General features: G+C 45.9%; 24 protein-coding genes, 3 rRNA genes and 1 riboswitch. Of the genes, 25 read left to right on the plus strand and 2 right to left on the minus strand.

Annotated features, from left to right (window positions below):
• Positions 1-367 precede the first annotated feature (367 nt).
• The 4 genes from NYE72_RS00100 (at position 368) to NYE72_RS00115 (ending at position 6,002) form a co-directional block, all read left to right on the plus strand.
• Positions 368-1,925: ribosomal RNA gene (locus tag NYE72_RS00100) — 16S ribosomal RNA — on the plus strand.
• 232 nt (positions 1,926-2,157) lie between these two features.
• Positions 2,158-5,084: ribosomal RNA gene (locus tag NYE72_RS00105) — 23S ribosomal RNA — on the plus strand.
• Positions 5,085-5,213: 129 nt separating this feature from the next.
• A 5S ribosomal RNA gene (rrf, locus tag NYE72_RS00110) occupies positions 5,214-5,330 on the plus strand.
• Together the 16S, 23S and 5S rRNA genes form the textbook arrangement of a ribosomal RNA operon.
• A gap of 258 nt (positions 5,331-5,588) precedes the next feature.
• Positions 5,589-6,002 (plus strand): hypothetical protein, encoded by a 414-nt coding sequence (locus NYE72_RS00115; protein ID WP_076099906.1) that lies wholly within the window; start codon positions 5,589-5,591, stop codon positions 6,000-6,002.
• 60 nt (positions 6,003-6,062) lie between these two features.
• Here the strand turns inward: NYE72_RS00115 and NYE72_RS00120 are convergent, their stop codons facing one another.
• Positions 6,063-6,587 carry a hypothetical protein gene (locus tag NYE72_RS00120; protein ID WP_036678854.1) on the minus strand — a complete coding sequence of 175 codons (525 nt, stop codon included), beginning with the start codon at positions 6,585-6,587 and terminating at the stop codon, positions 6,063-6,065.
• Between the two features lie 209 nt (positions 6,588-6,796).
• On the opposite strand from NYE72_RS00120, the gene NYE72_RS00125 reads away from it, so the two are divergent.
• The 10 genes from NYE72_RS00125 to rsmI all read left to right on the plus strand — a co-directional run bounded on the left by NYE72_RS00125 (position 6,797) and on the right by rsmI (position 14,445).
• Positions 6,797-6,982: a sigma factor G inhibitor Gin gene (locus NYE72_RS00125; RefSeq protein ID WP_036678851.1), complete on the plus strand. Its 186-nt coding sequence runs from the start codon at positions 6,797-6,799 to the stop codon at positions 6,980-6,982.
• Positions 6,983-7,194: 212 nt separating this feature from the next.
• Positions 7,195-8,733 (plus strand): aminotransferase class I/II-fold pyridoxal phosphate-dependent enzyme, encoded by a 1,539-nt coding sequence (locus tag NYE72_RS00130; RefSeq protein ID WP_339211054.1) that lies wholly within the window; start codon positions 7,195-7,197, stop codon positions 8,731-8,733.
• Positions 8,734-9,375 carry a dTMP kinase gene (gene tmk / locus NYE72_RS00135; protein WP_076099910.1) on the plus strand — a complete coding sequence of 214 codons (642 nt, stop codon included), beginning with the start codon at positions 8,734-8,736 and terminating at the stop codon, positions 9,373-9,375. It abuts the gene before it with no gap.
• Between the two features lie 126 nt (positions 9,376-9,501).
• Positions 9,502-9,831: a cyclic-di-AMP receptor gene (locus NYE72_RS00140; protein WP_036678844.1), complete on the plus strand. Its 330-nt coding sequence runs from the start codon at positions 9,502-9,504 to the stop codon at positions 9,829-9,831.
• Between the two features lie 51 nt (positions 9,832-9,882).
• Positions 9,883-10,326 (plus strand): YaaR family protein, encoded by a 444-nt coding sequence (locus NYE72_RS00145; protein ID WP_036678842.1) that lies wholly within the window; start codon positions 9,883-9,885, stop codon positions 10,324-10,326.
• A gap of 17 nt (positions 10,327-10,343) precedes the next feature.
• Positions 10,344-11,318 carry a DNA polymerase III subunit delta' gene (gene holB, locus NYE72_RS00150; protein WP_076099912.1) on the plus strand — a complete coding sequence of 325 codons (975 nt, stop codon included), beginning with the start codon at positions 10,344-10,346 and terminating at the stop codon, positions 11,316-11,318.
• Positions 11,319-11,457: 139 nt separating this feature from the next.
• Complete coding sequence (locus tag NYE72_RS00155; protein ID WP_036678838.1) at positions 11,458-12,258, plus strand: stage 0 sporulation family protein; 801 nt, start codon at positions 11,458-11,460, stop codon at positions 12,256-12,258.
• Positions 12,259-12,288: 30 nt separating this feature from the next.
• A complete protein-coding gene (gene yabA, locus NYE72_RS00160) occupies positions 12,289-12,654 on the plus strand; it encodes a DNA replication initiation control protein YabA (protein ID WP_036678835.1) in 366 nt (121 codons plus the stop codon).
• A 109-nt stretch (positions 12,655-12,763) separates the two neighbouring features.
• Positions 12,764-13,537, plus strand: coding sequence for a tRNA1(Val) (adenine(37)-N6)-methyltransferase (locus tag NYE72_RS00165; RefSeq protein WP_339211056.1), 774 nt, complete (start codon positions 12,764-12,766; stop codon positions 13,535-13,537).
• Positions 13,534-14,445 (plus strand): 16S rRNA (cytidine(1402)-2'-O)-methyltransferase, encoded by a 912-nt coding sequence (gene rsmI / locus NYE72_RS00170; RefSeq protein ID WP_038568004.1) that lies wholly within the window; start codon positions 13,534-13,536, stop codon positions 14,443-14,445. The genes NYE72_RS00165 and rsmI overlap by 4 nt, the downstream gene beginning before the upstream one ends.
• A 405-nt stretch (positions 14,446-14,850) precedes the next feature.
• Here rsmI and NYE72_RS00175 read toward each other — a convergent pair whose 3' ends face one another.
• Positions 14,851-15,105, minus strand: coding sequence for an AbrB/MazE/SpoVT family DNA-binding domain-containing protein (locus NYE72_RS00175; RefSeq protein WP_036678829.1), 255 nt, complete (start codon positions 15,103-15,105; stop codon positions 14,851-14,853).
• Between the two features lie 295 nt (positions 15,106-15,400).
• Here NYE72_RS00175 and NYE72_RS00180 point away from each other — a divergent pair, with 295 nt between their 5' ends.
• From NYE72_RS00180 to spoVG, 11 genes are all read left to right on the plus strand, one after another.
• Entirely contained in the window at positions 15,401-16,684 is a 1,284-nt protein-coding gene (locus NYE72_RS00180) for an HD domain-containing protein (RefSeq protein WP_038568006.1), read from the plus strand.
• Positions 16,685-16,735: 51 nt separating this feature from the next.
• The gene (locus NYE72_RS00185; RefSeq protein ID WP_036678823.1) at positions 16,736-17,506 is read left to right on the plus strand and encodes a TatD family hydrolase; all 771 of its coding nucleotides are present in this window, start codon (positions 16,736-16,738) and stop codon (positions 17,504-17,506) included.
• 198 nt (positions 17,507-17,704) lie between these two features.
• A riboswitch (cyclic di-AMP (ydaO/yuaA leader) is annotated at positions 17,705-17,934 on the plus strand.
• Between the two features lie 285 nt (positions 17,935-18,219).
• Positions 18,220-19,386, plus strand: coding sequence for a 3D domain-containing protein (locus NYE72_RS00190; protein WP_036678820.1), 1,167 nt, complete (start codon positions 18,220-18,222; stop codon positions 19,384-19,386).
• Between the two features lie 175 nt (positions 19,387-19,561).
• Positions 19,562-20,113: a ribonuclease M5 gene (rnmV, locus tag NYE72_RS00195; protein WP_036678817.1), complete on the plus strand. Its 552-nt coding sequence runs from the start codon at positions 19,562-19,564 to the stop codon at positions 20,111-20,113.
• Positions 20,110-20,994 (plus strand): 16S rRNA (adenine(1518)-N(6)/adenine(1519)-N(6))-dimethyltransferase RsmA, encoded by an 885-nt coding sequence (gene rsmA, locus NYE72_RS00200; RefSeq protein WP_036678815.1) that lies wholly within the window; start codon positions 20,110-20,112, stop codon positions 20,992-20,994. The genes rnmV and rsmA overlap by 4 nt, the downstream gene beginning before the upstream one ends.
• Before the next feature lie 165 nt (positions 20,995-21,159).
• A complete protein-coding gene (yabG, locus tag NYE72_RS00205) occupies positions 21,160-22,062 on the plus strand; it encodes a sporulation peptidase YabG (RefSeq protein WP_036678813.1) in 903 nt (300 codons plus the stop codon).
• Between the two features lie 276 nt (positions 22,063-22,338).
• Positions 22,339-22,614, plus strand: a complete 276-nt coding sequence (locus NYE72_RS00210; RefSeq protein WP_019914493.1) for a Veg family protein — start codon at positions 22,339-22,341, stop codon at positions 22,612-22,614.
• Between the two features lie 143 nt (positions 22,615-22,757).
• Positions 22,758-22,934, plus strand: coding sequence for a small, acid-soluble spore protein, alpha/beta type (locus NYE72_RS00215; RefSeq protein ID WP_036678812.1), 177 nt, complete (start codon positions 22,758-22,760; stop codon positions 22,932-22,934).
• 140 nt (positions 22,935-23,074) lie between these two features.
• The gene (gene ispE, locus NYE72_RS00220; protein ID WP_036678809.1) at positions 23,075-23,929 is read left to right on the plus strand and encodes a 4-(cytidine 5'-diphospho)-2-C-methyl-D-erythritol kinase; all 855 of its coding nucleotides are present in this window, start codon (positions 23,075-23,077) and stop codon (positions 23,927-23,929) included.
• Positions 23,930-24,004: 75 nt separating this feature from the next.
• Positions 24,005-24,832 (plus strand): pur operon repressor, encoded by an 828-nt coding sequence (purR, locus tag NYE72_RS00225; RefSeq protein WP_036678807.1) that lies wholly within the window; start codon positions 24,005-24,007, stop codon positions 24,830-24,832.
• 209 nt (positions 24,833-25,041) lie between these two features.
• A complete protein-coding gene (spoVG, locus tag NYE72_RS00230; protein ID WP_020425826.1) occupies positions 25,042-25,329 on the plus strand; it encodes a septation regulator SpoVG in 288 nt (95 codons plus the stop codon).
• Positions 25,330-25,434 lie beyond the last annotated feature (105 nt).

Genomic DNA, 25,434 nt, shown 5'->3' on the forward strand with positions numbered 1-25,434 from the left:
CTAGATAATTAGATGATAAGTGGAGGTAGTTAGTATAATACGATAATACATAGATGATGTTTTATGCTTTTGATTTTATATAAAAAAAACTCTTGCAATGAATCTCTATACATGATATATTCTAAGTCCGGCCAAGAAATACACATGCCGAGCTCGAAAAAGAAGTTAAAAAAAGAGCTTGACATTAAATAGCCGAACATGATATAGTATAAGAGTTGCTGCTGAGACATTAAACGGCGCCAACGAGAACTTGATCTTTGAAAACTGAACAACGAGTGAGTGGGAAATCACGCAAGTGAAATCCAAAATTAGAGAATTAATTTTCTCGTCAGATGTTTCAAAATGAGCATATCGCTCTTTTCAATACTAATTGGAGAGTTTGATCCTGGCTCAGGACGAACGCTGGCGGCGTGCCTAATACATGCAAGTCGAGCGGAGTTATTTTGAAAGCTTGCTTTCAAAATAACTTAGCGGCGGACGGGTGAGTAACACGTAGGCAACCTGCCCTTCAGACTGGGATAACTACCGGAAACGGTAGCTAATACCGGATAATTTCTTTTTTCTCCTGAGAGAAGAATGAAAGACGGAGCAATCTGTCACTGAGGGATGGGCCTGCGGCGCATTAGCTAGTTGGTGGGGTAACGGCCCACCAAGGCGACGATGCGTAGCCGACCTGAGAGGGTGAACGGCCACACTGGGACTGAGACACGGCCCAGACTCCTACGGGAGGCAGCAGTAGGGAATCTTCCGCAATGGGCGAAAGCCTGACGGAGCAACGCCGCGTGAGTGATGAAGGTTTTCGGATCGTAAAGCTCTGTTGCCAGGGAAGAACGTCCGGTAGAGTAACTGCTATCGGAGTGACGGTACCTGAGAAGAAAGCCCCGGCTAACTACGTGCCAGCAGCCGCGGTAATACGTAGGGGGCAAGCGTTGTCCGGAATTATTGGGCGTAAAGCGCGCGCAGGCGGCTATTTAAGTCTGGTGTTTAAACCTTGGGCTCAACCTGAGGTCGCACTGGAAACTGGGTGGCTTGAGTACAGAAGAGGAAAGTGGAATTCCACGTGTAGCGGTGAAATGCGTAGATATGTGGAGGAACACCAGTGGCGAAGGCGACTTTCTGGGCTGTAACTGACGCTGAGGCGCGAAAGCGTGGGGAGCAAACAGGATTAGATACCCTGGTAGTCCACGCCGTAAACGATGAGTGCTAGGTGTTAGGGGTTTCGATACCCTTGGTGCCGAAGTTAACACAGTAAGCACTCCGCCTGGGGAGTACGGTCGCAAGACTGAAACTCAAAGGAATTGACGGGGACCCGCACAAGCAGTGGAGTATGTGGTTTAATTCGAAGCAACGCGAAGAACCTTACCAGGTCTTGACATCCCTCTGAATCTGCTAGAGATAGCAGCGGCCTTCGGGACAGAGGAGACAGGTGGTGCATGGTTGTCGTCAGCTCGTGTCGTGAGATGTTGGGTTAAGTCCCGCAACGAGCGCAACCCTTAACTTTAGTTGCCAGCAGGTAATGCTGGGCACTCTAGAGTGACTGCCGGTGACAAACCGGAGGAAGGTGGGGATGACGTCAAATCATCATGCCCCTTATGACCTGGGCTACACACGTACTACAATGGCCGGTACAACGGGAAGCGAAGCCGCGAGGTGGAGCCAATCCCATCAAAGCCGGTCTCAGTTCGGATTGCAGGCTGCAACTCGCCTGCATGAAGTCGGAATTGCTAGTAATCGCGGATCAGCATGCCGCGGTGAATACGTTCCCGGGTCTTGTACACACCGCCCGTCACACCACGAGAGTTTACAACACCCGAAGTCGGTGGGGTAACCCGCAAGGGAGCCAGCCGCCGAAGGTGGGGTAGATGATTGGGGTGAAGTCGTAACAAGGTAGCCGTATCGGAAGGTGCGGCTGGATCACCTCCTTTCTATGGAGAATCGTCTTCTGCAATGAAGACATTCAAATCGGAAGCTCAGCTTCCAAAACTCAGGTTTAGGCCTGTTACTCACTCGTTGCTCAGTTTTGAGAGTTTAAGCTCTCAAGTAAGACTTGATCCTTGAAAACTGGATACCGAAACGAATTTGCGTTTTAGAACATCTTTTAGCAACTTGTGCAAACAAGTAAATGTTATTAGTGAGATTTTTCTTCGGAAGAATCAAGGTTAAGCTAATAAGAGCACACGGAGGATGCCTAGGCGCCAGGAGCCGACGAAGGACGTGGCGAACAACGAAACTGCCTCGGGGAGCTGTAAGCAAGCTTTGATCCGGGGGTGTCCGAATGGGGAAACCCAGCTGTGGTAATTCGCAGTTACTCATTTCTGAATACATAGGAAATGTAGAGGCAGACCAGGGGAACTGAAACATCTAAGTACCCTGAGGAAGAGAAAACAATAGTGATTCCGTCAGTAGCGGCGAGCGAACGCGGAACAGCCTAAACCAAGGGGCTTGCCTCTTGGGGTTGTGGGACGTCTCACATGGAGTTACAAAGGAATATGGTAGGTGAAGAGGTCTGGAAAGGCCCGCGATAGAGGTAAAAGCCCTGTAACCTAAACTGTGTTCTCTCCGAGACGGATCCCGAGTAGTGCGGGGCACGTGAAACCCCGTATGAATCCAGCAGGACCATCTGCTAAGGCTAAATACTACCTGGCGACCGATAGTGAAACAGTACCGTGAGGGAAAGGTGAAAAGCACCCCGGAAGGGGAGTGAAATAGAACCTGAAACCGTGTGCTTACAAAAAGTCAGAGCCCGATCTATGGGTGATGGCGTGCCTTTTGTAGAATGAACCGGCGAGTTACGTTTAACATGCAAGGTTAAGCCGAGAAGGTGGAGCCGCAGCGAAAGCGAGTCTGAATAGGGCGAATTAGTATGTGGACGTAGACCCGAAACCGTGTGATCTACCCCTGTCCAGGGTGAAGGTGCGGTAACACGCACTGGAGGCCCGAACCCACGTACGTTGAAAAGTGCGGGGATGAGGTGGGGGTAGCGGAGAAATTCCAATCGAACTCGGAGATAGCTGGTTCTCCCCGAAATAGCTTTAGGGCTAGCCTCGGTATAAGAGTAGTGGAGGTAGAGCACTGATTGGGTGCGGGGTCCGCAAGGATTACCAAGCTCAGTCAAACTCCGAATGCCATATACTTATTGCCGGGAGTCAGACAGTGAGTGCTAAGATCCATTGTCAAAAGGGAAACAGCCCAGACCATCAGCTAAGGTCCCCAAGTGTGTGTTAAGTGGGAAAGGATGTGGAGTTGCACAGACAACCAGGATGTTGGCTTAGAAGCAGCCACCATTGAAAGAGTGCGTAATAGCTCACTGGTCGAGTGACTCTGCGCCGAAAATGTAACGGGGCTAAACACACCACCGAAGCTATGGCTAGATACGTATGTATCTGGGGTAGGGGAGCGTTGTGTAGGGGTTGAAGGTGTACTGAAAAGAGCGCTGGACACTACACAAGTGAGAATGCCGGTATGAGTAACGAAAAGATCAGTGAGAATCTGATCCGCCGAAAGCCCAAGGTTTCCTGAGGAAGGCTCGTCCGCTCAGGGTAAGTCGGGACCTAAGGCGAGGCCGAAAGGCGTAGTCGAAGGACAACAGTTTGAAATTACTGTACCACCGTAATCCGCTATGAGCGATGGGGTGACGCAGGAGGGTAGTGACGCGGACTGATGGATGTCCGTCTAAGCAGTGAGGCTGATGTGTAGGCAAATCCGCACATCGTTAAGGCTAGGCTGTGATGGGGAGCGAAAATTATAGTAGCGAAGGTCATGATCTCACACTGCCAAGAAAAGCCTCTAGCCAGGAGAAGGTGCCCGTACCGCAAACCGACACAGGTAGGCGAGAAGAGAATTCTAAGGCGCGCGGAAGAACTCTCGTTAAGGAACTCGGCAAAATGACCCCGTAACTTCGGGAGAAGGGGTGCCCCGGTAGTGTGAATAGCACGAGGGGGCCGCAGTGAAAAGGCCCAAGCGACTGTTTAGCAAAAACACAGGTCTGTGCGAAGCCGCAAGGCGAAGTATACGGGCTGACGCCTGCCCGGTGCTGGAAGGTTAAGGGGAGTGGTTAGGGGTAACCCGAAGCTATGAACCGAAGCCCCAGTAAACGGCGGCCGTAACTATAACGGTCCTAAGGTAGCGAAATTCCTTGTCAGGTAAATTCTGACCCGCACGAATGGCGTAACGACTTGGGCGCTGTCTCAACGAGAGATCCGGTGAAATTTTAATACCTGTGAAGATGCAGGTTACCCGCGACAAGACGGAAAGACCCCATGGAGCTTTACTGCAGCTTGATATTGAATTTGGGTACGATCTGTACAGGATAGGTGGGAGCCGTAGAAATCGGAGCGCAAGCTTCGGTGGAGGCGCCGTTGGGATACCACCCTGATCGTATCTAGGTTCTAACCTAGTGCCCTTATCGGGTACGGGGACCGTGTCAGGCGGGCAGTTTGACTGGGGCGGTCGCCTCCTAAAGAGTAACGGAGGCGTTCCAAGGTTCCCTCAGAATGGTTGGAAATCATTCGCAGAGTGCAAAGGCATAAGGGAGCTTGACTGCGAGACCTACAAGTCGAGCAGGGACGAAAGTCGGACTTAGTGATCCGGTGGTACCGCATGGAAGGGCCATCGCTCAACGGATAAAAGCTACCCTGGGGATAACAGGCTTATCTCCCCCAAGAGTCCACATCGACGGGGAGGTTTGGCACCTCGATGTCGGCTCATCGCATCCTGGGGCTGAAGTAGGTCCCAAGGGTTGGGCTGTTCGCCCATTAAAGCGGTACGCGAGCTGGGTTCAGAACGTCGTGAGACAGTTCGGTCCCTATCTGTCGTGGGCGCAGGAAATTTGAGAGGAGCTGTCCTTAGTACGAGAGGACCGGGATGGACGTACCGCTGGTGCACCAGTTGTTCCGCCAGGAGCATGGCTGGGTAGCTACGTACGGACGGGATAAGCGCTGAAAGCATCTAAGCGTGAAGCCCCCCTCAAGATGAGATTTCCCAATTAGTAAGACCCCTTGAAGACGACGAGGTAGATAGGTTGGAGGTGGAAGTGCAGCAATGCATGGAGCTGACCAATACTAATCGGTCGAGGGCTTATCCTATACTTAGAATGCAGATTTGTTTCGGATTCAGTTTTCAGGCGATTAAGCCTGTAACACGCTTAGAAATTCATTGTCACTTCTGGTGATGAACTGAATTTCACGCGGCAGCGTCTGTTTCACAGACGCATGTTTGGTGGCGATAGCGGAGGGGTTCCACGCGTACCCATCCCGAACACGACCGTTAAGCCCTCCAGCGCCGATGGTACTTGGACCGAAGGGTCCTGGGAGAGTAGGACGTTGCCAAGCACATTAAGCCATTGTTGATTTATCAGCAGTGGCTTTTTTGTTTTTTTTGGACAAGAGTGATATTTGAAGGGGAGTACAACATCTGAAGGGGCTGTAATTGAGTGACATTTTTGTTACCGACGCTGAGGTCGATACAAGTATAATAGATAAGTGCAAATAATAAGCAACATCTCTAATACGAAGGAACTACTCATAAATTCTAACTTTGAATTTTCTTGTGTCTTTAGATGCATTGTGGAGGTAAGGAGGATTTAAGGCATGAAACAAACAAGAATTATTAAGATATTAATTTTTTCGTGTATAGTAGCTTTAATACTGGCAGGCTGCGGTACGAAAGCGCCCAGCTGGGATGCTTTTGAGGGTGCGCTAAACGAGAAAAATTTCCCTGTACCCCAAGAGGCGTACTCACCAGACCAGACTACGACAAACGTTGCTATGGATTATGTGCGTTATTCTTTACCTGGATTAAAGGAGAAGAACGGTATCCCAGAGGAGTATATGGATACTATTAAGGCCTGGGGATGGGTTGAACAGGAAGAGGAGAGTACCGATTCATCTGGTGTTTTTCAGAAGGATGGAGTAACGGTTCATTTAACAGTGCATGATGATTATTTTATAGTTATGATCCCTAAAGAAAAGAAGGCCTTAATTAAAGGTCTTAAGACAAAATAAATAATCGCCGTCCTTTATGGATGGCGATTTATTTATATGCGAATACAGGTTAACCGTACTCTATTGAGAGTAATAGGAGGCATCGGTTGGATTAAACTTCAGCATGCCTTCCTTGTTGCGTTGATTTATTTTGAACAGTGTATAGAGACGGGGTAGTAAAAGCCACAAGTGGCAAATAATCAGGGATACTGTAAATGCCGGTGGTGACCAAAAAATAAAGAGAGCTGCAATACAAAGACCAATATAAAAATTATGTAACTGTACTTTACGGAAAATGCGGTAACTAATGTGTTGATCTGGCATGAAGCCAAGCCACGGGATTTTAAATGAGATGGACCATCTTTTTGAAATAGGATGCCCGGAGATTAGAAGTACTGAGCGTGAAATAACATATTGAACCCAGAACATAACCGGAGCAGCTATAATTAAGTAGAGAATACTCCACCAAGAAAGAAAGACTGTCTCGAGCACAAGGACCAAAAAAGGGAGCAAAATATAAACACGCAGCAGAGGTGCCGTTAGATTAATTTTTTTGATTAATTTATATTGATAGAATGTAGCAGCGCCTTTGGTGTTGGATTCCATATAAAATAGACTAACCTCCTCACAGATTCATATGTTCTTAATATCGGCGAATGAAAGCATTTTATTAAACTATGGGCGAATATTCACCGATATGGGGGCAGCGGAATATATATAATACACGAAACGAAGGATATGAAAAAACTATGAAAAGGTTTAAAATGATAGAAGGTGTATCATACTGTTCTTAAAAGAGTCAAGGTGGGATGGTTATGGAACAGCAAACCGGGCAAGCTTGTATCATTTGTGGACAGGAAAAAGAAGAAGGTATTGTGATTGTCTCGCATTTTATTTGTGAGGATTGTGAGGCAGAAATGATCCGTACCGAGGCAGAAGATGCTAAGTACCGTTTTTTTATTGGCCAGATGAAGAAGATCGGATTGCAAAAGAACGCTTAAGTAAGTAGAGTAACTCTGTTAATTCATGCGGATAAGAGAGCGGTCTGGATGAAAGATATAAGGACTGCATTAGAGATATTCATATACGGCTTCCTCGTTGTTTAAGCGGGGGGAGCCGTTTTGCTGTTCAGTCAGATGCTTTTATGAGGAAACATAGGAGTTTTTGAATATTTACGTTAAAATAGAAGGAACCCTATGGGAAGGAATTTAATATGAATAAATTACAACGATGTAGGGCGCCTGTATACGAAATGCTGGAGCAATATAGAATTGTGGGTAATATATCTTATCATGTGCCGGGACATAAAAATGGAGCGGCATATGACGGCGTAGAAGGCGCTGGGTATCTAGATGAGGTTATGAAGTACGATGCTACGGAGATTACCGGCACGGATGATCTTCATCATCCTGAGGGAGTCATTAAGGAAGCACAGGAGTTGGCTGCTGATTGCTTTGGCGCAGAGGAGAGCTTTTTTCTAGTTGGCGGAAGTACGGCGGGCAACCTAGCGCTGATTCTAACGGCTTGCCCCGAGCCTGGAATGATTCTGATCCTTCAACGAAATGTGCATAAATCAGTGATTCATGGTCTTATGTTAGCTGGAGTGCGGGCTGTTTTCGTCGAGCCGCTGATTGATCCACTCAGCGGCTTGGCAGTAGCGCCGGCGGCAGAAGCTGTTGAGGCTGCACTTGCAGCCTATCCTGAAGCCGCCGCTGTATTTGTCACCATGCCCAATTACTACGGCATGGGCAGTGACCTCGCGCCCCTCGCGCGTATCTGCCACGACAGCGGAGTACCGCTGCTTGTCGATGAAGCGCATGGGGCGCATTACGGGCAGCACCCGGCACTGCCTGCCGGGGCGCTTGCTTGTGGCGCGGACGGCGTAGTGCAGTCCACGCACAAGATGCTCACTGCGATGACCATGGGCGCTATGCTGCATGTTCAAGGGCAGCGGCTCGACCGCGCCCTGCTCTCGCAGCGGCTCGCCATGGTGCAGAGCTCCAGCCCATCATATCCTATGATGGCGTCGCTTGATCTTGCCCGGCGGCTGCTGCACAGCCGGGGCAGCGATGCTTTCACGGCGGGGCTGGCCGCCGTGGATGTCCTGCGGCGCGGCCTTGCCGAGCTGCCGCGCTATGGATTGGTGCAGCCGGCAGAGCAGCTGCACGACGGTACGCCGCTGCATAAGGCGGCGTACGAGATGCAGGACCCCTTCAAAGTCGTCATTTATGACGCCACCGGGGTCCTAGGCGGTTTCGAGCTGCAGCGCAGGCTCGAAGCTAAGGGCTGTGTGCCGGAGATGAGTGACGACCGGCACGTAGTGCTGCTGTTCAGCCTCGGTTCGAAGGCTGAAGATGCAGCAAGGTTATTGCAGGCGCTGCGGGAAATAGATTCGGAGGATACATCCGAATCACTGCACACCGCGGGCATTTCAGAATCTCGAAATATTTCCACGTGGAACAATTTGAATGTTTTACAAATCTCAGCACCCGTTCCCTTCTCTTTGAAGCCGGTGACAGCCAATGAGGTAGAAAGTATTAATCTTGAACACAGCCTGGGGAGAGTAGCTGCAGAGATGGTAATTCCCTATCCACCAGGCATTCCATTATTATATCCGGGTGAGGTCATCACAGATCAGATACAGCAAAGACTGACTGGTTTAGCTTATGGAGGCGCGAAGTTCCAGGCTTGTGCTGATCCGGTCTTGCAGCGTATTAAGGTATACAACAATCAGAAGGGCGGAGAAGTATAAGTGGGCAAAGAAGGTTTCTTCATAACATTAGAAGGGGGCGAAGGCTCCGGAAAAACAACGGTACTGGGCAGAGTAGCAGCATATTTGCAGAATCGGTCCATGCCCTATCGAATTACACGTGAACCTGGAGGCATAGAAATCGCCGAAAAAATTCGCTCTATTATTCTGGATCCTGCCCATACTGCAATGGATGCACGTACAGAGGCATTGCTGTACGCTGCATCAAGAAGCCAACATCTCGCTGAAGTAGTAGAGCCGGCTCTTAGAGAAGGGCTTACAGTCCTCTGTGACCGCTTTGTAGACAGTAGTCTCGTTTATCAAGGACATGCAAGAGGATTAGGTATGGAAGAGGTGTGGAGTATTAACCGCTTTGCTATTGGAAATCGCATGCCCGATCTAACCTTTTATCTGGATGTAGAACCTGAGATTGGATTATCACGGATTGCGGCCAATCAAGATCGCGAAGTCAATCGTCTGGATATGGAGAGTCTTGCCTTTCATCAGAAGGTTCGTGAAGGATATCATTTATTAATTAAGGCGAATCCGGAGAGAATAGTAGTTCTTGATGCAAACCGCCCTATTCATCTGGTAGAACAAGATATCGTGAGAACTCTTGAAGAGAGAGTATTAAAGGGTTTTTAGGGTGTTTTGTCTAATATAATAAGAGAAGTGGCATATAACTAAGCGTTTGCTTATGAAGTGAGGTTACTACTAAGAACACATTAAGTAGTAATACTCCATAAAACTTTTTTGGGAGGGAATGCGAAGATGAAGTTGATCATTGCAATTATCCAGGATAAAGACAGTAACCGGTTATCCAGTGAGCTAGTAAAAGCCAATTTCCGTGCTACCAAACTCGCAAGTACAGGTGGATTTCTGCGGGCGGGAAATACGACATTTATGATTGGGGTAGAAGACAGTCAGATCGAAGCTGTACTAAACGTTATCCGTAACAGCTGTAAAGTGCGTGAACAACTAGTCACTCCAGTAACTCCGATGAGTGGCACGACGGATTCCTATTTACCGCTCCCTGTTGAAGTACAGGTCGGTGGCGCTACTGTATTCGTGCTTCCTGTAGATCGTTTCGAACATTATTAAGTATAATATAAATGAGCAAGTCATTTACAAAAAAGGGGCGGTAGATAACCTTTGAAGATCAATCCGGGATATAGGCCCTTAAAGAGTGAGCTTCCAAATGCAGAAGGGGCTAATAAGCCTGTTCAGCAGAAATCGTTCTCTGACGTTTTTCAGCAGCAAGGTGAACAGAAAACCAAAGATGAACTAAACCGCCAGATCAAAGAAATACAGTCACAAGGCGACCGTTTATCTAAGTCTATGACCATTCGTGAACTCACCATTTACCGGATGATGATCAAAAGGTTTCTGGAAGAAACCGCTCGTAGAGGCGTTATACTGAAAGAGACACGTGGATGGGATAGACGTGGGCGGGGCAAGCGTTACAAGCTGCTTGAGGAAATTGATGCGGCTTTGCTATCTATGGCAGACGATCTGCTGAATAGTGAGCAGGGCCGAATAGATCTGTTGGGACGTGTTGGAGAAATTCGCGGGTTGTTAATCAACCTTTCTTTTTAAAGTTTTGGGAGGAAATTATGCCTTTTCATGATATAGTAGGCCAGGAGCATGCTAAACGGCTACTCCAAAATGCCTTGCGCAAGGACGCTGTGAGCCATGCTTATTTATTTACAGGACCAGCAGGCAGTGGACAAATGAAGACGGCGCTGATGTTTGCCCAAGCAATTTTTTGCACTGAAAGCAAGGATGACGCCTGTGGCGAATGTCTAGAGTGCCGAAAGGTTGAGCATGGAAACCATCCTGATTTGTCATTGCTGCAGCCCGACGGTGCAAGCATAAAAATAGATCAGATCCGTGAGCTGCAGCGTGTCTTTTCCTATCGATCTGAGGGTGTGAATCCAAAGGTTTATATTATAGATGGGGCAGACAAAATGACGGTACAAGCTGCCAATAGTTTGTTGAAGTTTCTGGAAGAACCGCCAGCTCCGGCAGTAGGAATCCTAATATCTGATAATAGTCGTTCTTTATTGCCGACGATTCAGTCACGGACTCAGCGGATTCCATTTAGTCCGTTAAATCCGGATATTATGCTTCAAGCGCTAGCAAGTGAGGGTGTGCCGATCCCCTTAGCTCGATGTGCAGTATCACTCAGTTCGGGACTTGATGGTTGCAGGGAACTTTTGGAACAGAATTGGTTTGCAGAAATGAGAAATCTAGTGTTACAATTAGCTAAGGAGTCCTTAAGCAAGGGCAGCTCCACGGTAGCAACTGCCGGGCAGAAGCTGTTCAAGACTGGGCTCGCTGAACATTTGGATATCCTTTTCAGCATGTTCCATCTATGGTTTAAAGATATGCTCTACTTCCTGTACCGCAAGCATGAAAGTATCGTTTTTATAGATCAGTTAGACTTTATTTCCAGGCATGCCCGTGGGCGCAGTGCGGAACAATGGGTGGCTTATATGGGATATGCAGCAGAAAGTACTAAGAAGCTGCGTTCCAATGCCAATGCCCAGTTGTGTCTGGAGCAGTTCTTAATCCGACTGGAAAGTTAAAGGATTAGCAATGATATATCCTCCGGATGTCGCTTTACCTGGAAGTATCGTTTTAACAGACGAGGAAGGACAAGCATGGATCATCAGGGAGCGGACATGCCCATAGGTTCCTTTTACCGGCAAACAAGGGGGTTAATTTTTGTACAGCGTAGTAGGTGTCCGTTTTAAAAAAGCGGGTAAAATATATTATTTTGATCCACTTGATTTTCCGATTGAACGAGATCAATGTGTTATTGTTGAGACAGCACGTGGGGTGGAATACGGTAAGGTTGTCGTAGGCAAAAAAGAGGTGGAGGAGTCCGATGTTGTACTACCCCTCAAAAAAGTGATGCGTATTGCCGGAGAAACCGACGCACGCGTAGTTGAGGAGAACAAAAGCGCCGCTAAGGAGGCTTTTACCACCTGTTTAAATAAAATACGCGACCACGGTCTCAAAATGAAGCTCGTAGATGTAGAGTTTACTTTTGACCGTAATAAGATTATATTTTACTTTACGGCCGAAGGACGCGTTGATTTTAGAGAATTGGTTAAGGATCTGGCAAGTATTTTTCGGACCCGCATTGAGCTTCGGCAAATTGGGGTACGTGATGAAGCAAAGATGCTAGGTGGACTTGGACCTTGTGGACGAGTGCTTTGTTGCTCCTCTTGGTTAGGGGATTTTGAACCCGTATCCATAAAAATGGCCAAGGATCAGAACCTTTCACTTAATCCGACCAAGATTTCCGGACTTTGTGGACGTCTGATGTGTTGTTTGAAATTTGAGCATGACAATTATGAGAGTGTAAAGGAAGAAATGCCAGCGGTCGGCAAGATTGTCGTGACCTCATTGGGGGATGGCAAAGTAGTAGGAATCAATGCCGGAAACCGTACGGTTCATGTACAGTTGTTTGAAGTGGGCAAAGTTAAGGAACTTCCAATGGATGATGTTGTCGTCAAGTAAACCATATAAGGTTACTTTCGGGGTGGAAACTTGGAGAAGAAAAATATATTTGCACACATGCAGGATATGGAAGCGCAGATGGAAACGATGCGCGCCAATCTTGGAGAATGGAAACAGACGGTAAAAGAACTGATGGAAGCTAACCAGAGGTTAACTCTGGAGAATGAACAGCTTCGCAAAATTTTAAAGCGGGATGCACCTTTGGATCCTACCGTAGATTCTGCGGAGGCGGAAGCTCTTTTAGCTACCGGAGAGGGAACAGAAGAGGTTGTCGGGGAAGGTTATGACAACTTGGCTCGACTTTACCACGAAGGCTTTCACATCTGTAATGTTTATTTTGGACATTTACGCACGGAAGGTGACTGTCTGTTCTGTCTTTCTTTTCTTAATAAATGAGGATATCCAGCCGTAGGAGATTAATCCTACGGTTTTTTTTGAATTTTGGCCAATAGGCATATGCATTTGAAGCAAGTTTTTTTCAACAAAACCTTTAGGAGATTATTACATGACGAATTCTTTTAATGATATATCTTTCCCCTTGTTACCGACGGAGCGGGTGGATGATTTACTAACGCATGACCTGCGCATTATTCAAAGTGATGAAGTATTTAGCTTTTCTATGGATGCTGTATTGCTTGCTCGTTTCGCCAGTGTTCCGCCACGTGGAAGAGTTCTAGATCTTTGTACGGGAAATGGTGTAATACCGATTTTAATGACTACCCGGACAAAAGCCTCTATAGAAGGTATTGAAATACAACCTCGTTTAGCTGATATGGCTCGTCGTAGTGTGGCTCTCAATGGCCTTCAGGATCAGGTTGTAATTCATGAAGGTGATTTACGCGAGTTATATACTACCGCAGGACATGGTGTGTATGATGCAATAACGGTGAACCCTCCTTATATGCCGCTTAATGGCAGTGATCTGAAGCTGAACAACCATCAGGCTATGGCTCGTCATGAGATAGGCTGTACTCTGGAGGAGGTTATTCAGGCTTGTGTGCGATTGGTTCGGACGGGCGGAAAGGTAAGTATGGTTCATAAACCACAACGGTTGGTTGATATTATCAGTCTTATGAGACAATATAGACTCGAGCCAAAGATTATTCGGTTTGTACATCCACGTGCCCATCTAGAGGCTAATATGGTATTAATCGAAGCTGCACGTGATGGAAAGCCTGAGGTTCGTTTACAACCACCGCTCATCGTATATAATGAGGACAATCAATACTGTCCAGAGATTATGGACATCTACTATGGTGCTAAAGAGGGTAAATCATGACGATATCATGCCAAAGCAGTTTTCAAAACAAGACCAATACCAGTACTCAGGAGACAACAGGGTCGCTTTTTCTGGTGGCTACACCTATCGGTAATCTGGAGGATATGACCTATCGTGCAGTCCGCACTTTACAGGAATGTGATATTATTGCCGCGGAAGATACGAGACAGACCCGGAAATTACTCAGCCACTTTGAGATTTCACCTTCGATGTTGTTTAGTTATCATGAGCATAATAAGGCCGCCAGTGGACCTGAGCTTGTACGCTATATAATAGAAGGAAAAAATTTGGCACTCGTCAGCGATGCCGGTTTACCAGCGATTTCTGACCCTGGAGCGGATCTTGTAGCCCTTGCTATAAGTCATGGAATTCCGGTGATTCCTATCCCTGGAGCTAACGCAGCGTTGTCAGCTTTGATCGCTTCTGGTCTATCTACAAATACGTTCACTTTTATCGGCTTTCTTCCCCGAGAGCGTAAGGACATCCGAGCAGTATTAAGTCCACTTCGTTCGGCTCAAGGAACTTTGTTGTTCTACGAATCTCCCCATCGCGTAGTTAAGACACTTGCTCATCTTCAAGAAGCATTCGGCAATCGCCAGATTGTGTTGGCACGTGAATTAACGAAAAGATATGAGGAGTTTCTACGCGGTTCGATTGAGGAATGTACACTTTGGCTTGCTGAACATCCTCCGCTAGGCGAATATGTTATTGTCGTAGAAGGGGAGAGCAAGGAAGATGCTGAAATCGCAGAATCGGCGTGGTGGCGTCAGTTAAGCATTGAAGAACATGTAGCTCATTACGAAGCACAGGATGTGCCACGTAAAGAGGCTATGAAAAAAGCGGCATCAGACCGGGGTGTAGCCAAACGGGATATTTATAATGCGTTGCTTGATAGAGCAGAAGAGTAAGTGTTGTAGACGAACTCTTAGAATAACTAAGGGTTCTTGGAAACGGCCCGAGCTTGAATGATTTATCTGTGGGTTAAATGTACTTTGTACAGTTATTTTTGAATTTTTTTATGTATTTGTTCGTTTAGTTGTACTTCATACAGTTATAAAGGTGGAAATGATTGATTTCACGGAGATATAGGGAATATAAGTGTACAAAATACAATTAATTCGTTTAATGGTAAAAATCATTTAAAATAACTGTAAGAAATACAACTAAGTATTACTGGTTCCGTCTTGAAGTACATTGCCCTTAGGGAGGGCAAACCCAGACATAAAAAATACCTCCCGCGGTCACGGGAGGTCAAGGAGATATGAAAAGGTTAGAATTAACAATTTGATTAGTTCTATTATATACTATTTAATTTAGTTTGTCACAGGGGTAGGGATGGAAGAAATGCATTCATGACAAACTATTTTTCCTTTAAAGTAAGTTACGTTCTCAGCGTTGCCACAGAAAATGCAGGCAGGCTCATACTTTTTAAGCATAATCCGTTCGCCATCAACGTAAATTTCCAGTGCGTCCTTTTCGCCAATGCCAAGTGTACGGCGTAATTCAATAGGAATAACAACCCGTCCAAGTTCGTCTACTTTTCTTACAATTCCTGTTGATTTCATCATAACAATCGTTACTCCTCTCAATGTTCCAAAAACGTCATTATTCGACATTGTTCACTGTTTTATGATACTTATAATACCAACGATTCCCAAATCAGTCAACCTTTTTTCATAGGCTGAATAAGAAAATTTCCATAAGAACTTTGAATGTCCCTATAAAAATTAAGAATTACCCTGAAAGCATTTTGTCGATTTACCAAGACCAAAAATGATACTTTTCGACAAAGTACGACATAATTACTTATTATATACTGATATTAGTTAAAATCATATTAAATTATTAGAAGGAGTTGATCTCATGAAGCAGCCGCTCACGGAAGAAAAGGTTTTCAAGGATCCCGTTCATAATTATATTCATGTACAGGATACGATTATTTGGCGACTAATTAATACAAAAGAATTTCAGCGTTTACGCCGGATTCGCCAGTTAGGTACCTCATATCTCACTTTTCATGGTGCAGAGCATAGTCGATTTTCTCATTCTTTAGGAGTATATGAAATTACACGAAGAATCATTTCGCAATTTGAGCGCAGCGGGTATAAGGATTGGATTCCGGAAGAAAGTTTGCTTACTTTGTGTGCGGCTTTGCTGCATGATTTAGGGCATGGCCCATTTTCCCATTCTATAGAAGAAGCTTTTGAAATGAACCATGAGGATTGGACCTGCCGGATTATTTTGGAGGACACGGAGATTACCGAAATATTGCGTGATGTGGAGGAAGATTTTCCTCGTAAAGTAGCTTCAGTTATCTCTAAGACTTATGAGCATGAAATTGTTGTCAATTTGGTTTCCAGTCCGCTGGATGCTGATCGTATGGATTATTTGCTGCGTGATGCGTACTATACAGGTGTAAACTATGGAACCATCGACATTGATCGGATTTTGAGAATGCTTCGTCCTTATAATGGGCGGATTGTAGTAAAAGAATCAGGTATGCATGCCATTGAAGATTATTTAATGTCACGTTATCAAATGTACTGGCAGGTATATTTTCATCCGGTGACGCGCAGCTCTGAAATTATTTTGCGTCAAATCTTCCGTAGAGCTAAAGAATTGTTCCAAGAGGGGTACAAATTTCGCTTTATGATCGCTCCGCTGGAAGATCTCTTTCGAGGAGAAGTAACAGTGAAGCAATATTTAATGCTTGATGAGGCACTGGTACAGACTGCTTTTATGCAATGGACACTTGAAGAAGATGAGTTATTAAGCGACTTGTGTACCCGTTTTATTCATCGTAAACTGTATAAATATGTAGAGATCGAGAATTTGGATACAGATATGATTACGGAAATCCGCAGCAGTTTTGCGGGAGTGGGACTTAACCCAGAATATGACCTAGAGATTGATTATCCGACAGATTTGCCTTATGATGTGTTCCGTCCAGGAGCAGCCTTCGACAATAATCAAATTTTACTGCTTGATCGGAATGAGCAATTGCGGGAAATTTCAGAGGTATCGGATATTGTGCGCTCAATAAGCGGAATTCATCGTGGCAGATATCATCTATATTTCCCACAGGATAAGCTGAAAAAAGCCCTTACACGCTTGCCCTCTTCTGTAGCAGAGATTTTTGCAAAATAATACAAATATTTATGGAACTATTGATAAAAACAACAAGGAGTGAGCTTTAAAATGTATCTGTTCGACACACATACACATCTAGATGCGCCTCAATTCGACGAGGATCGCGAGGAAGTTATTGCTCGTGCAGTAGAGGCCGGAGTTAGCAAGATGATCAATATTGGATTTAATCGGGAAACGATCCCTTCAACGATGAAGCTGGCTGAATCTTATGATTATATTTATGCAGCGGTGGGCTGGCATCCACAGGATGCGATTGATATGAAAGAGGGGGACCTCGATTGGATCGCCTCTCTTTGCAGCCATGAAAAAGTGGTGGCCATCGGAGAGATTGGATTGGATTATTATTGGGATACCTCTCCCAAGGATGTGCAGCAGGAGGTCTTCCGCAAACAAATCGGACTAGCCCGTGAACTAAAAATGCCAATCTGTATACATGACCGTGATGCTCATGAAGATGTTGTACGGATTTTACGGGAGGAAAAAGCAAATGAAATTGGTGGCGTGATGCATTCGTTCTCAGGCAGCTGGGAAACAGCAAAAATGTGTCTAGACCTTGGATTTCATTTGTCATTTGGAGGACCGATAACGTTCAAAAATGCCAGAGTGCCTAAAGAGGTGCTTGCACAGACGCCATTGGACCGATTATTGATCGAAACAGACGCTCCATATTTGACTCCACACCCCTTCCGTGGCAAGCGAAATGAGAGTGCTCATGTGAAGTTAGTAGCAGAGGCTGCGGCTGAAATTAAAGGGTTAACATGGGAAGAATTGGCTAAAATTACGTATGCGAACGCACTGGAACGATTTGGGATTGTCTGAAAACAGGAGTAAAACGGGTGAAAAATAGAGAATAGCCGATATATTAAACTTTTTTAATATAAAAACGGCTGATTATTACAATATTTTAACCATATATTTGCTTAAACGTGGTTGAATCGTCCTTTACAACATGCATCAAAACAGGATATCATCTTTTCAGTGATGTGAGCTGTTGTTATTGTGACAGCCATTGATTCATGGATCGTCTCGCTGAGTCTCCGTATGGAGAACGGGGGAACCAATATTGAACTGCCGCATGCCTGTATCTTGAATACGACTAGGAATTGCCGCAGAACAATATTTGATTTCTTCACGTGGTCTTTGGGGTGAATTTAAGGGCAACCGCCGTGAGCGGGTGACCTGAAATAGGGCGTCTCTCTTTCGTCCGAACCCGACAGCTAACCCCGTAAGCGCAAGTAAGAGAGGCAACCTCGTGCACAAACATTCCCGCGTATTCTGACATCGGAGAAGCCACGAAAGAGTCCTCAAGAGAACTCTTTTTAGGCTTCTTTATTTTTGAATAAACTGAATGTTGCCCGCATACTGTTATATAACAGGTGTGGGAGTAGCTGTGCCGAGCAGGCGATCCATGAGCAGGAGACGCTAAGTTAATACGTGCGTATCCTGTGACAATCTCAAATAGTTTCGTCAAAGAAATTCAGTCCTCATGATATACAAATTGACGACGAGGCTATGTAAGGAGGATGGAGAGAATGGGCTTATTCCAACCAGAGGTATCCCATGATTCGCAGTCATCCAGCAGGTCTTTCGCATTACGGTGGGAGCAAGTAAATACTCGCGTACTTTTACTTGCAGGTGTGATTTCAATCGCAATCGCGCTGTTAATTCTGCTGTACGTACACGGTCAAAGTAACAAACAATTTGTTTTAGTAATAGACGGGCAAACACAGACACTTGAAACGCGAGAAGCACTTCTTGGTGATGTGTTGGAGAAAGAGCAAATTTCGCTGCAGCCGCATGATGAATTATCTTTAGGTCTGAGTGATGAAATAAAAGACGGTGACCGTGTCGTTATCAATCGTGCGCAGAAATTTAGCCTTACTGCGGACGGAGCAACAAAAACGTTATATACGACCGAAGACACTATCGGTCAGGCGATTGACAAACTGGGTATCAACCTAGAAGGCTATGATAAGATTTTTCCTTCGTTAGACACCACCATCTCTGCTGACATGGAGATTAAGATCGTTCGTATCAACAAGCAAACGGTACAGCGAACAACTAACTTACCTTTCCGTGTTATTAAGACAGCAGATCCCTCCCTTACTGTGGGAACAGTTAGAGTGGCACAGGCAGGCAAACCAGGCGTCATGGTTCAGCATATTGAAAAGATCTATCAAGACGGAGAACTGGCCTCTATGCGCATGATCGGCAAGGAAGTACAAACGGTAACAAAAGATAAGATCATTGCCGTTGGTACTAAAGCACTTCCTAAGCCTACTGTAGTTGCTAAAGCTACAACAACTTCCAAATCAAGCACTACCTCCAAAACGACTAAAGTTAGCGCTAAGACTAAGAACGTCACAAGCAAGGCTGGCGTAGACTTTGAGTACAAGAAGATGATTAAGAACGTCTCCATGACAGCTTATTCGTCAGAAGAGCCAGGAATAGGTACTAAAACTGCCTCCGGAACACGCGTAACGGAAGGTCGTACAATTGCAGTAGATCCGAATGTAATTCCTATTGGCTGGTGGGTTTATATCGATGGGCTTGGATTCCGCCGTGCAGAGGATACTGGCGGTGCCATTAAAGGCAATAAAGTGGATGTCTATTATGATTCCCTGAGCCATGCTCGTAATTTCGGCCGTAAATCACGTACCGTATATGTGATTGGACCTGTGAAACCAGAGCTTAACTAGAACTGAAGCTTTTGCAAAAAATCCTTTGATAAGCTATAGTGATGATAACCGTAAGGAACGCTGGATGATCATTTCGTTGATCGCAGAGCAACCGCTCATCACTTATACATTCTTTAACCAAAAGAAGAGGAGCGAATCCTCTTCTTTTTGCTTTTTTTGGAAGGAGTCAAGAAATATGATTAAGGAATTAATCGTCGTTGAAGGCAAAAGCGATACCGTAGCCATTAAGCGTGCTGTGGAAGCAGATACGATTGAGACAGGCGGCTCTGCTGTAAACCGGACTGTAATTGCGAAGATTGCGCTAGCTATGGAACGCAGAGGGGTTATTATTCTTACGGACCCGGACCATGCCGGGGAGCGAATTCGTAAAATCGTTTCAGCGAAGGTGCCGGGCTGCAAGCATGCTTTTATTCCGGAGAAGGACGCAACTCGAAAAGGGGATATCGGTGTAGAGAATGCATCGCCAGAGGCGATTCGTCATGCGCTGCGTAATGTACATACCTCTTTTGAAGGAGCACCTGCTTTGATTGGTATTGATGACCTTATGGCCGCTGGAATGCTTGTACACCCTCGGGCTGCTGAAAGACGTATGGCGCTTGGTAATTTGCTTGGAATCGGATATTGTAACGGCAAACAGCTGTACAAGCGGCTGGCGATGTTTGGGATTACGCGGGAGGAATTTGCCGGGGCTCTCGCCCAAATTGATCAGGGAGGCATTACTTCATGAGTGGTAGAGAGGAAATTTCGACTCCAAAACGGACCAAAGAGATTATTCAACGTTATGGATTCAAGTTTAAGAAAAGCCTGGGACAGAATTTTTTGATTGATCAAAATATTTTGGACAAGATTGTAGACGCTGCTGGACTAGATAGCGATTCTGGGGCGCTGGAGATCGGGCCGGGAATTGGAGCGCTGACGGAGCGTCTGGCACTAACAGCCGGTGCTGTAACTGCCGTAGAGATAGACCGTAGACTGATTCCAATATTAAAAGACGTACTTTCCCCTTATCCCCATGTTAAGGTTCGTAACGATGATGTCCTCAATGTGAACTTGCAGGAAATGTTCAAGGAAGATTTCACCACTGTGAACAAGGTCAGTGTGGTTGCTAACCTGCCTTATTATGTGACTACTCCGATTCTGATGAAGCTGCTTGAAGAGAAGCTTCCCCTTGATAACATCGTTGTAATGATTCAGAAGGAGGTTGCGGAGCGTATGGCTGCATCTCCAGGTGGAAAGGAATACGGAAGTCTTAGCATTGCCGTGCAGTACTACAGCGAGCCTGAGCTCGTCTGTATCGTGCCGCGTACGGTATTCATCCCTCAACCTAATGTGGAGTCTGCTGTTATCCGTCTGAAGGTTAGAGAGCATCCTCCGGTAAAGGTGGAGAGTGAGAAGCATTTCTTTGAAGTGGTTCACGCTTCTTTCACACAGCGCCGCAAGACGATTGCTAACAATCTGAAGGCTCGTTACTTCCCTGAACAAGGACGTGAGCAGCTGGAGGCTTTACTCGCAGAAGCGGGTATTGAACCGACCCGTCGCGGAGAAACACTCAGTCTTGAAGAATACGCCCGCTTAAGCGGTGTTTTGCTAGCCGCTGGAATTGAATAAGCAATAAGAAACGGTTGTTGTCTTAAAGGACGACAACCGTTTCTCGTAGAAATATAAGGATGTTATTCTGGTGGAGCATTATACATTCTTATATTTTAAAAATATGGCGAGTTATGAACCAACTGAGGCCTTTGCCCATACGATGGGGTAGAGGTGGTGGTTGTAATGAATTTAGGAGACTTGGTCGTTCGCAAATCTTATGGCGGTGATTTAACATTTCGTGTAGATAATATCGTGCAGGATAGAGCCGTCATTAAAGGCACAGATTTCCGCCTGTTGGCGGATTCTCCTCTGGATGACCTGGTTCAAGTGCCTCCTACCCGAATAACGGAACGGGGACAGCAAGCACAGATCAAAGCGAAGGAATCACTGACACAGCTGCGGAAGGACCGTCAGGAGCAAAGTCAGCGGAGCGGGGGAACCCTAACAGAGGGGACATGGGCTCCACCCTCCAAGGAAGCTCCTTATTTTGAAGTGCCGGGTAAAGTACTGCATCTGGATGGCGATCCGGCATATTTGAATAAGAGCCTTAGCTTATACGAGCAACTGCGGATTCCCGCTGAAGGGCATCATGTTCATGAATCTGCAATGGCTGATACGTTATACCGGCTGTTGCCCCGTGTACGCCCAGACATTGTAGTGATCACTGGTCATGATGGGGTACTGAAGCAACAGCATACTTACGATCTATATAGTCTGAATAGCTACAAAAATTCGCAAAACTTTATAGCTGCTATTAGGGTAGCTAGGGAGTATGAGCGGAATTTTGATGCGTTGACTATTGTTGCCGGTGCTTGCCAATCTCATTTCGAGGCATTACTTGGAGCTGGGGCTAATTTTGCCAGTTCACCTGGTCGAATTTTGATCCATGCTCTGGATCCCGTTTATGTAGCAGCAAAATCATCCTTTACTTCCATCAGGGATACTGTAAATCTTAGTGATGTTCTGAATAATACCATCAGCGGTAATCAGGGTATTGGTGGTGTTGAGACCCGTGGCAGCTTCCGTATCGGAATGCCGCGGCTGCAGAATCTGTCGGCGCTAAAAGTGACACCATCAGCCATTTAAGCGGCAGAGATAGGTCTATGGTTTCAGGAATATAGGTAATTTGAATGGGCTGAATAGAATATCCGAAAGAAAGGGTGAGCGCTGAGCTTAACCCTTTCTTTTTTTCTTTGTGATGCCTATATTACAGATAACAAGGATATTAGTCCGGCGCTGATTTCTCGCAAAAAAATTCCGTTGACAACGAAATATGCATCAACTATAATTAATTATTTATTTGCTTTGACATTGTCCTGAAAAAGTTGTATAATGGACAAGAAAAGAGGTGGTCGTCAGGTAATGGCTAATAACGCGCTGTTGGAAATCAAACGCAGTCTTGAAGCTCACGTCGGTCATAAGATCACATTGCGTGCAAACGGAGGTCGTCGTAAAACCGTTGAACGCACAGGTGTCCTGGAAGAAACGTACCCTTCTGTATTTATTGTCAAACTGGATCAGGAGCAGCAAACTTTTAAGCGAGTCTCCTATAGCTATGCCGATATACTTACTGAATCTGTGGAAATCACAGTTTGTGAAGACGATGGGCAGATGCGGATTATGTATATTAAAGCTTAATGTTTCACGAACAGTCTCCTTTGGAGGCTGTTTTTTGTTTGCGTTTTTTGGGACAAATATTTGGTGCATGATCCGTGTTCTAAGCAAGCATACTAATTGGGCAACGGGTTAATCATTTATTTTCATAAGGGAGGAATTCCGTAATGAGCCGCAGAAAACGAGGCATGATGTCGGAGGAACTGAAGACAGAGTTAGCCAAGGAGCTGGGTTTTTATGAAACCGTAGAACGTGAGGGCTGGGGTGGAATTACAACTCAAGACGCTGGCAACATGGTGAAAAAAGCGATACAGCTTGCTGAACAGGCCGCGCGGAAATCTTAAATTTTAGGCTATAAAGTGAATATTACTGAAAAAGGGTGCGTCTAAAAGGCGACACCCTTTTATTATTGGACTTCATTAGAAGTTTCTCATATAATATGTTAAGTTGTTTTTACGGGAAAAGCTGAAGGTGGGTGAACGCCTTGAAAATGTATGAAAAGGCACCAGCTAAAATTAATTTGATGCTGGATGTGCTGCACAAACGTGCTGACGGTTTTCATGAGGTGGAAATGATTATGACCATGGTAGATCTAGCAGACCGCTTAGAGCTGTCTGAGCTGCCAAGGGATACTATTATAATATCAAGTCAGGCTGGTTATATTCCCCTGGACGAGAAAAATTTAGCTTTCCAGGCGGCAAGGCTTATTAAAGACCGTTATAACGTGAAGAGTGGTGTACATATCCATCTGGATAAAAGAATTCCGGTTGCGGCTGGCCTAGCTGGCGGCAGCAGTGATGCCGCAGCTACGCTACGCGGTCTAAACCGTCTGTGGCGTCTCGGTATTCCTGCGCAGGAGCTACAGGAGCTTGGCGCTGAGCTGGGTTCAGATGTGCCTTTCTGCGTCACAGGCGGCACAGCCTTAGCTACAGGACGAGGTGAAAAGCTGACGCCAATCAACAACCCGCCACAATGTTGGGTTGTGTTGGCGAAACCACCGATCAATGTATCGACTGCAGAAGTGTATGGACGCGTTCGGAGCAATAATATAGCTGTGCATCCTTCTGCTCGAAAGATGCAGCAAGCGATTGAAGCAGGAGACTTTGGGGGCGTATGCAACCATCTAGGCAACGTGCTTGAAGATGTTACCCTAAGGCTGCATCCAGAGGTTCAGCAGCTCAAGGAAGCGATGATAAAGCTCGGAGCAGATGGGGTGTTGATGTCAGGCAGCGGACCTACCGTATTCGGTTTAGTGTCCAAGCAGTCTAAAGTAGCAAGGATTTACAACGGACTGCGAGGGTTCTGCAAGGAAGTCTACGCAGTGAGATCACTGAATTAGTCTGCTTCTCTTGTATAAACCCGTACAAAAGTGATATATTTTTCTAAAATATTCGGTTTTGGCGAGGAGCATTCCGTGAAGAAATTAAAAAGAAGCCAACGTTTGGTAGACATGACTCAGTTTTTACTTGAGCGGCCGCATGAACTACTGCCGCTGTCTATATTTGCCGATCGCTATGGAGCGGCTAAGTCCTCCATCAGTGAAGATTTGGCAATCATAAAAGAAGTATTTGAAGGTGAAGGCATCGGAGAGCTGCAGACTTTAGCTGGTGCAGCGGGTGGAGTTCGTTATATCCCAGTTATGCCTAAAGATATGGCGCTAACCTTTGTGCAGCGCTTATGTGTGCAGCTAGAGCAGACTGACCGGATATTGCCTGGCGGTTATTTGTATATGTCGGATCTACTTGGGTTGCCGTCTTTGATGGAACAGGCGGGTAAGATCATCGCAACGGCCTTTTACGGATCGGAAATCGATGTGGTGATGACCGTTGAAACGAAAGGCATTCCACTAGCCTATGCAACAGCAGCACAGCTAGGCTTGCCGGTAGTGCTTGTGCGACGTGACCATCAGGTTACAGAGGGATCAGCAGTAAGTATTAACTACGTATCAGGATCTCATAAAAGCATACACACAATGTCTCTCTCCAGACGGGCACTCAAGGAGAAATCGCGAGTACTTATCGTAGATGACTTCATGAAGGCGGGAGGGACTGTACGTGGTATGGTCGATCTGCTCGGTGAATTTAATGCCGAGGTTGCTGGGGTAGGCGTTTTAGTGGAATCAGGCGCTGTAGAGACGGAAGAGCGTCTGTTGCACGATTACGTGTCTTTGGTAAAACTAAGTGAAGTAGACTCCAAAGAGCGGAGAATTTCGGCGCATCCGGGCAACTACTTTTCCTCTTGATTAGCCATTCTCTTACATTTTCAAAAAGCGTGGAAATTGTCGAAAACGTAAGGAATATTAAGTAAACTACTCGATGTATGTCGAAAACAACATATCCCAAAAAATATATTTCTTTTTTAGGTATTTTATGGAATGAAAAAGAAGGAATTCGCTTTGCTGTGTGGAATTATACACCAAGTCTCTGATGGAAAAAGGTGGTGAACACACACATGCAAATTACGGATGTCAGACTCCGCCGCGTTAACTCTGAGGGGAGAATGAAAGCAATCGCATCCATTACCATCGATAACGAGTTTGTTGTTCATGACATTCGCGTCATCGATGGCAATAATGGGATGTTTGTTGCAATGCCCAGCAAGCGTACACCGGACGGCGAATTCCGCGATATCGCGCACCCGATCTCTTCGGGAACACGCGAGAAGATTCAATCCGCGGTTCTGGCCGAGTACGATCGCGCCGCTACGGAAGAAGAAGAAGTTATTGAAGAGGGAGCTTAGGCTTCCTCGGAAGACTGCTACCTTTTGGGTGGCGTAGGATCCGCCGTTTTTGATAAGATCACACCGACATACACTTCATGAATTAGCAGCCTGATCTTGCAAGAA

This window comes from Paenibacillus sp. FSL L8-0333, from assembly GCF_037965665.1.
GTDB classification, from domain to species: Bacteria; Bacillota; Bacilli; order Paenibacillales; family Paenibacillaceae; genus Paenibacillus_AQ; species Paenibacillus_AQ odorifer.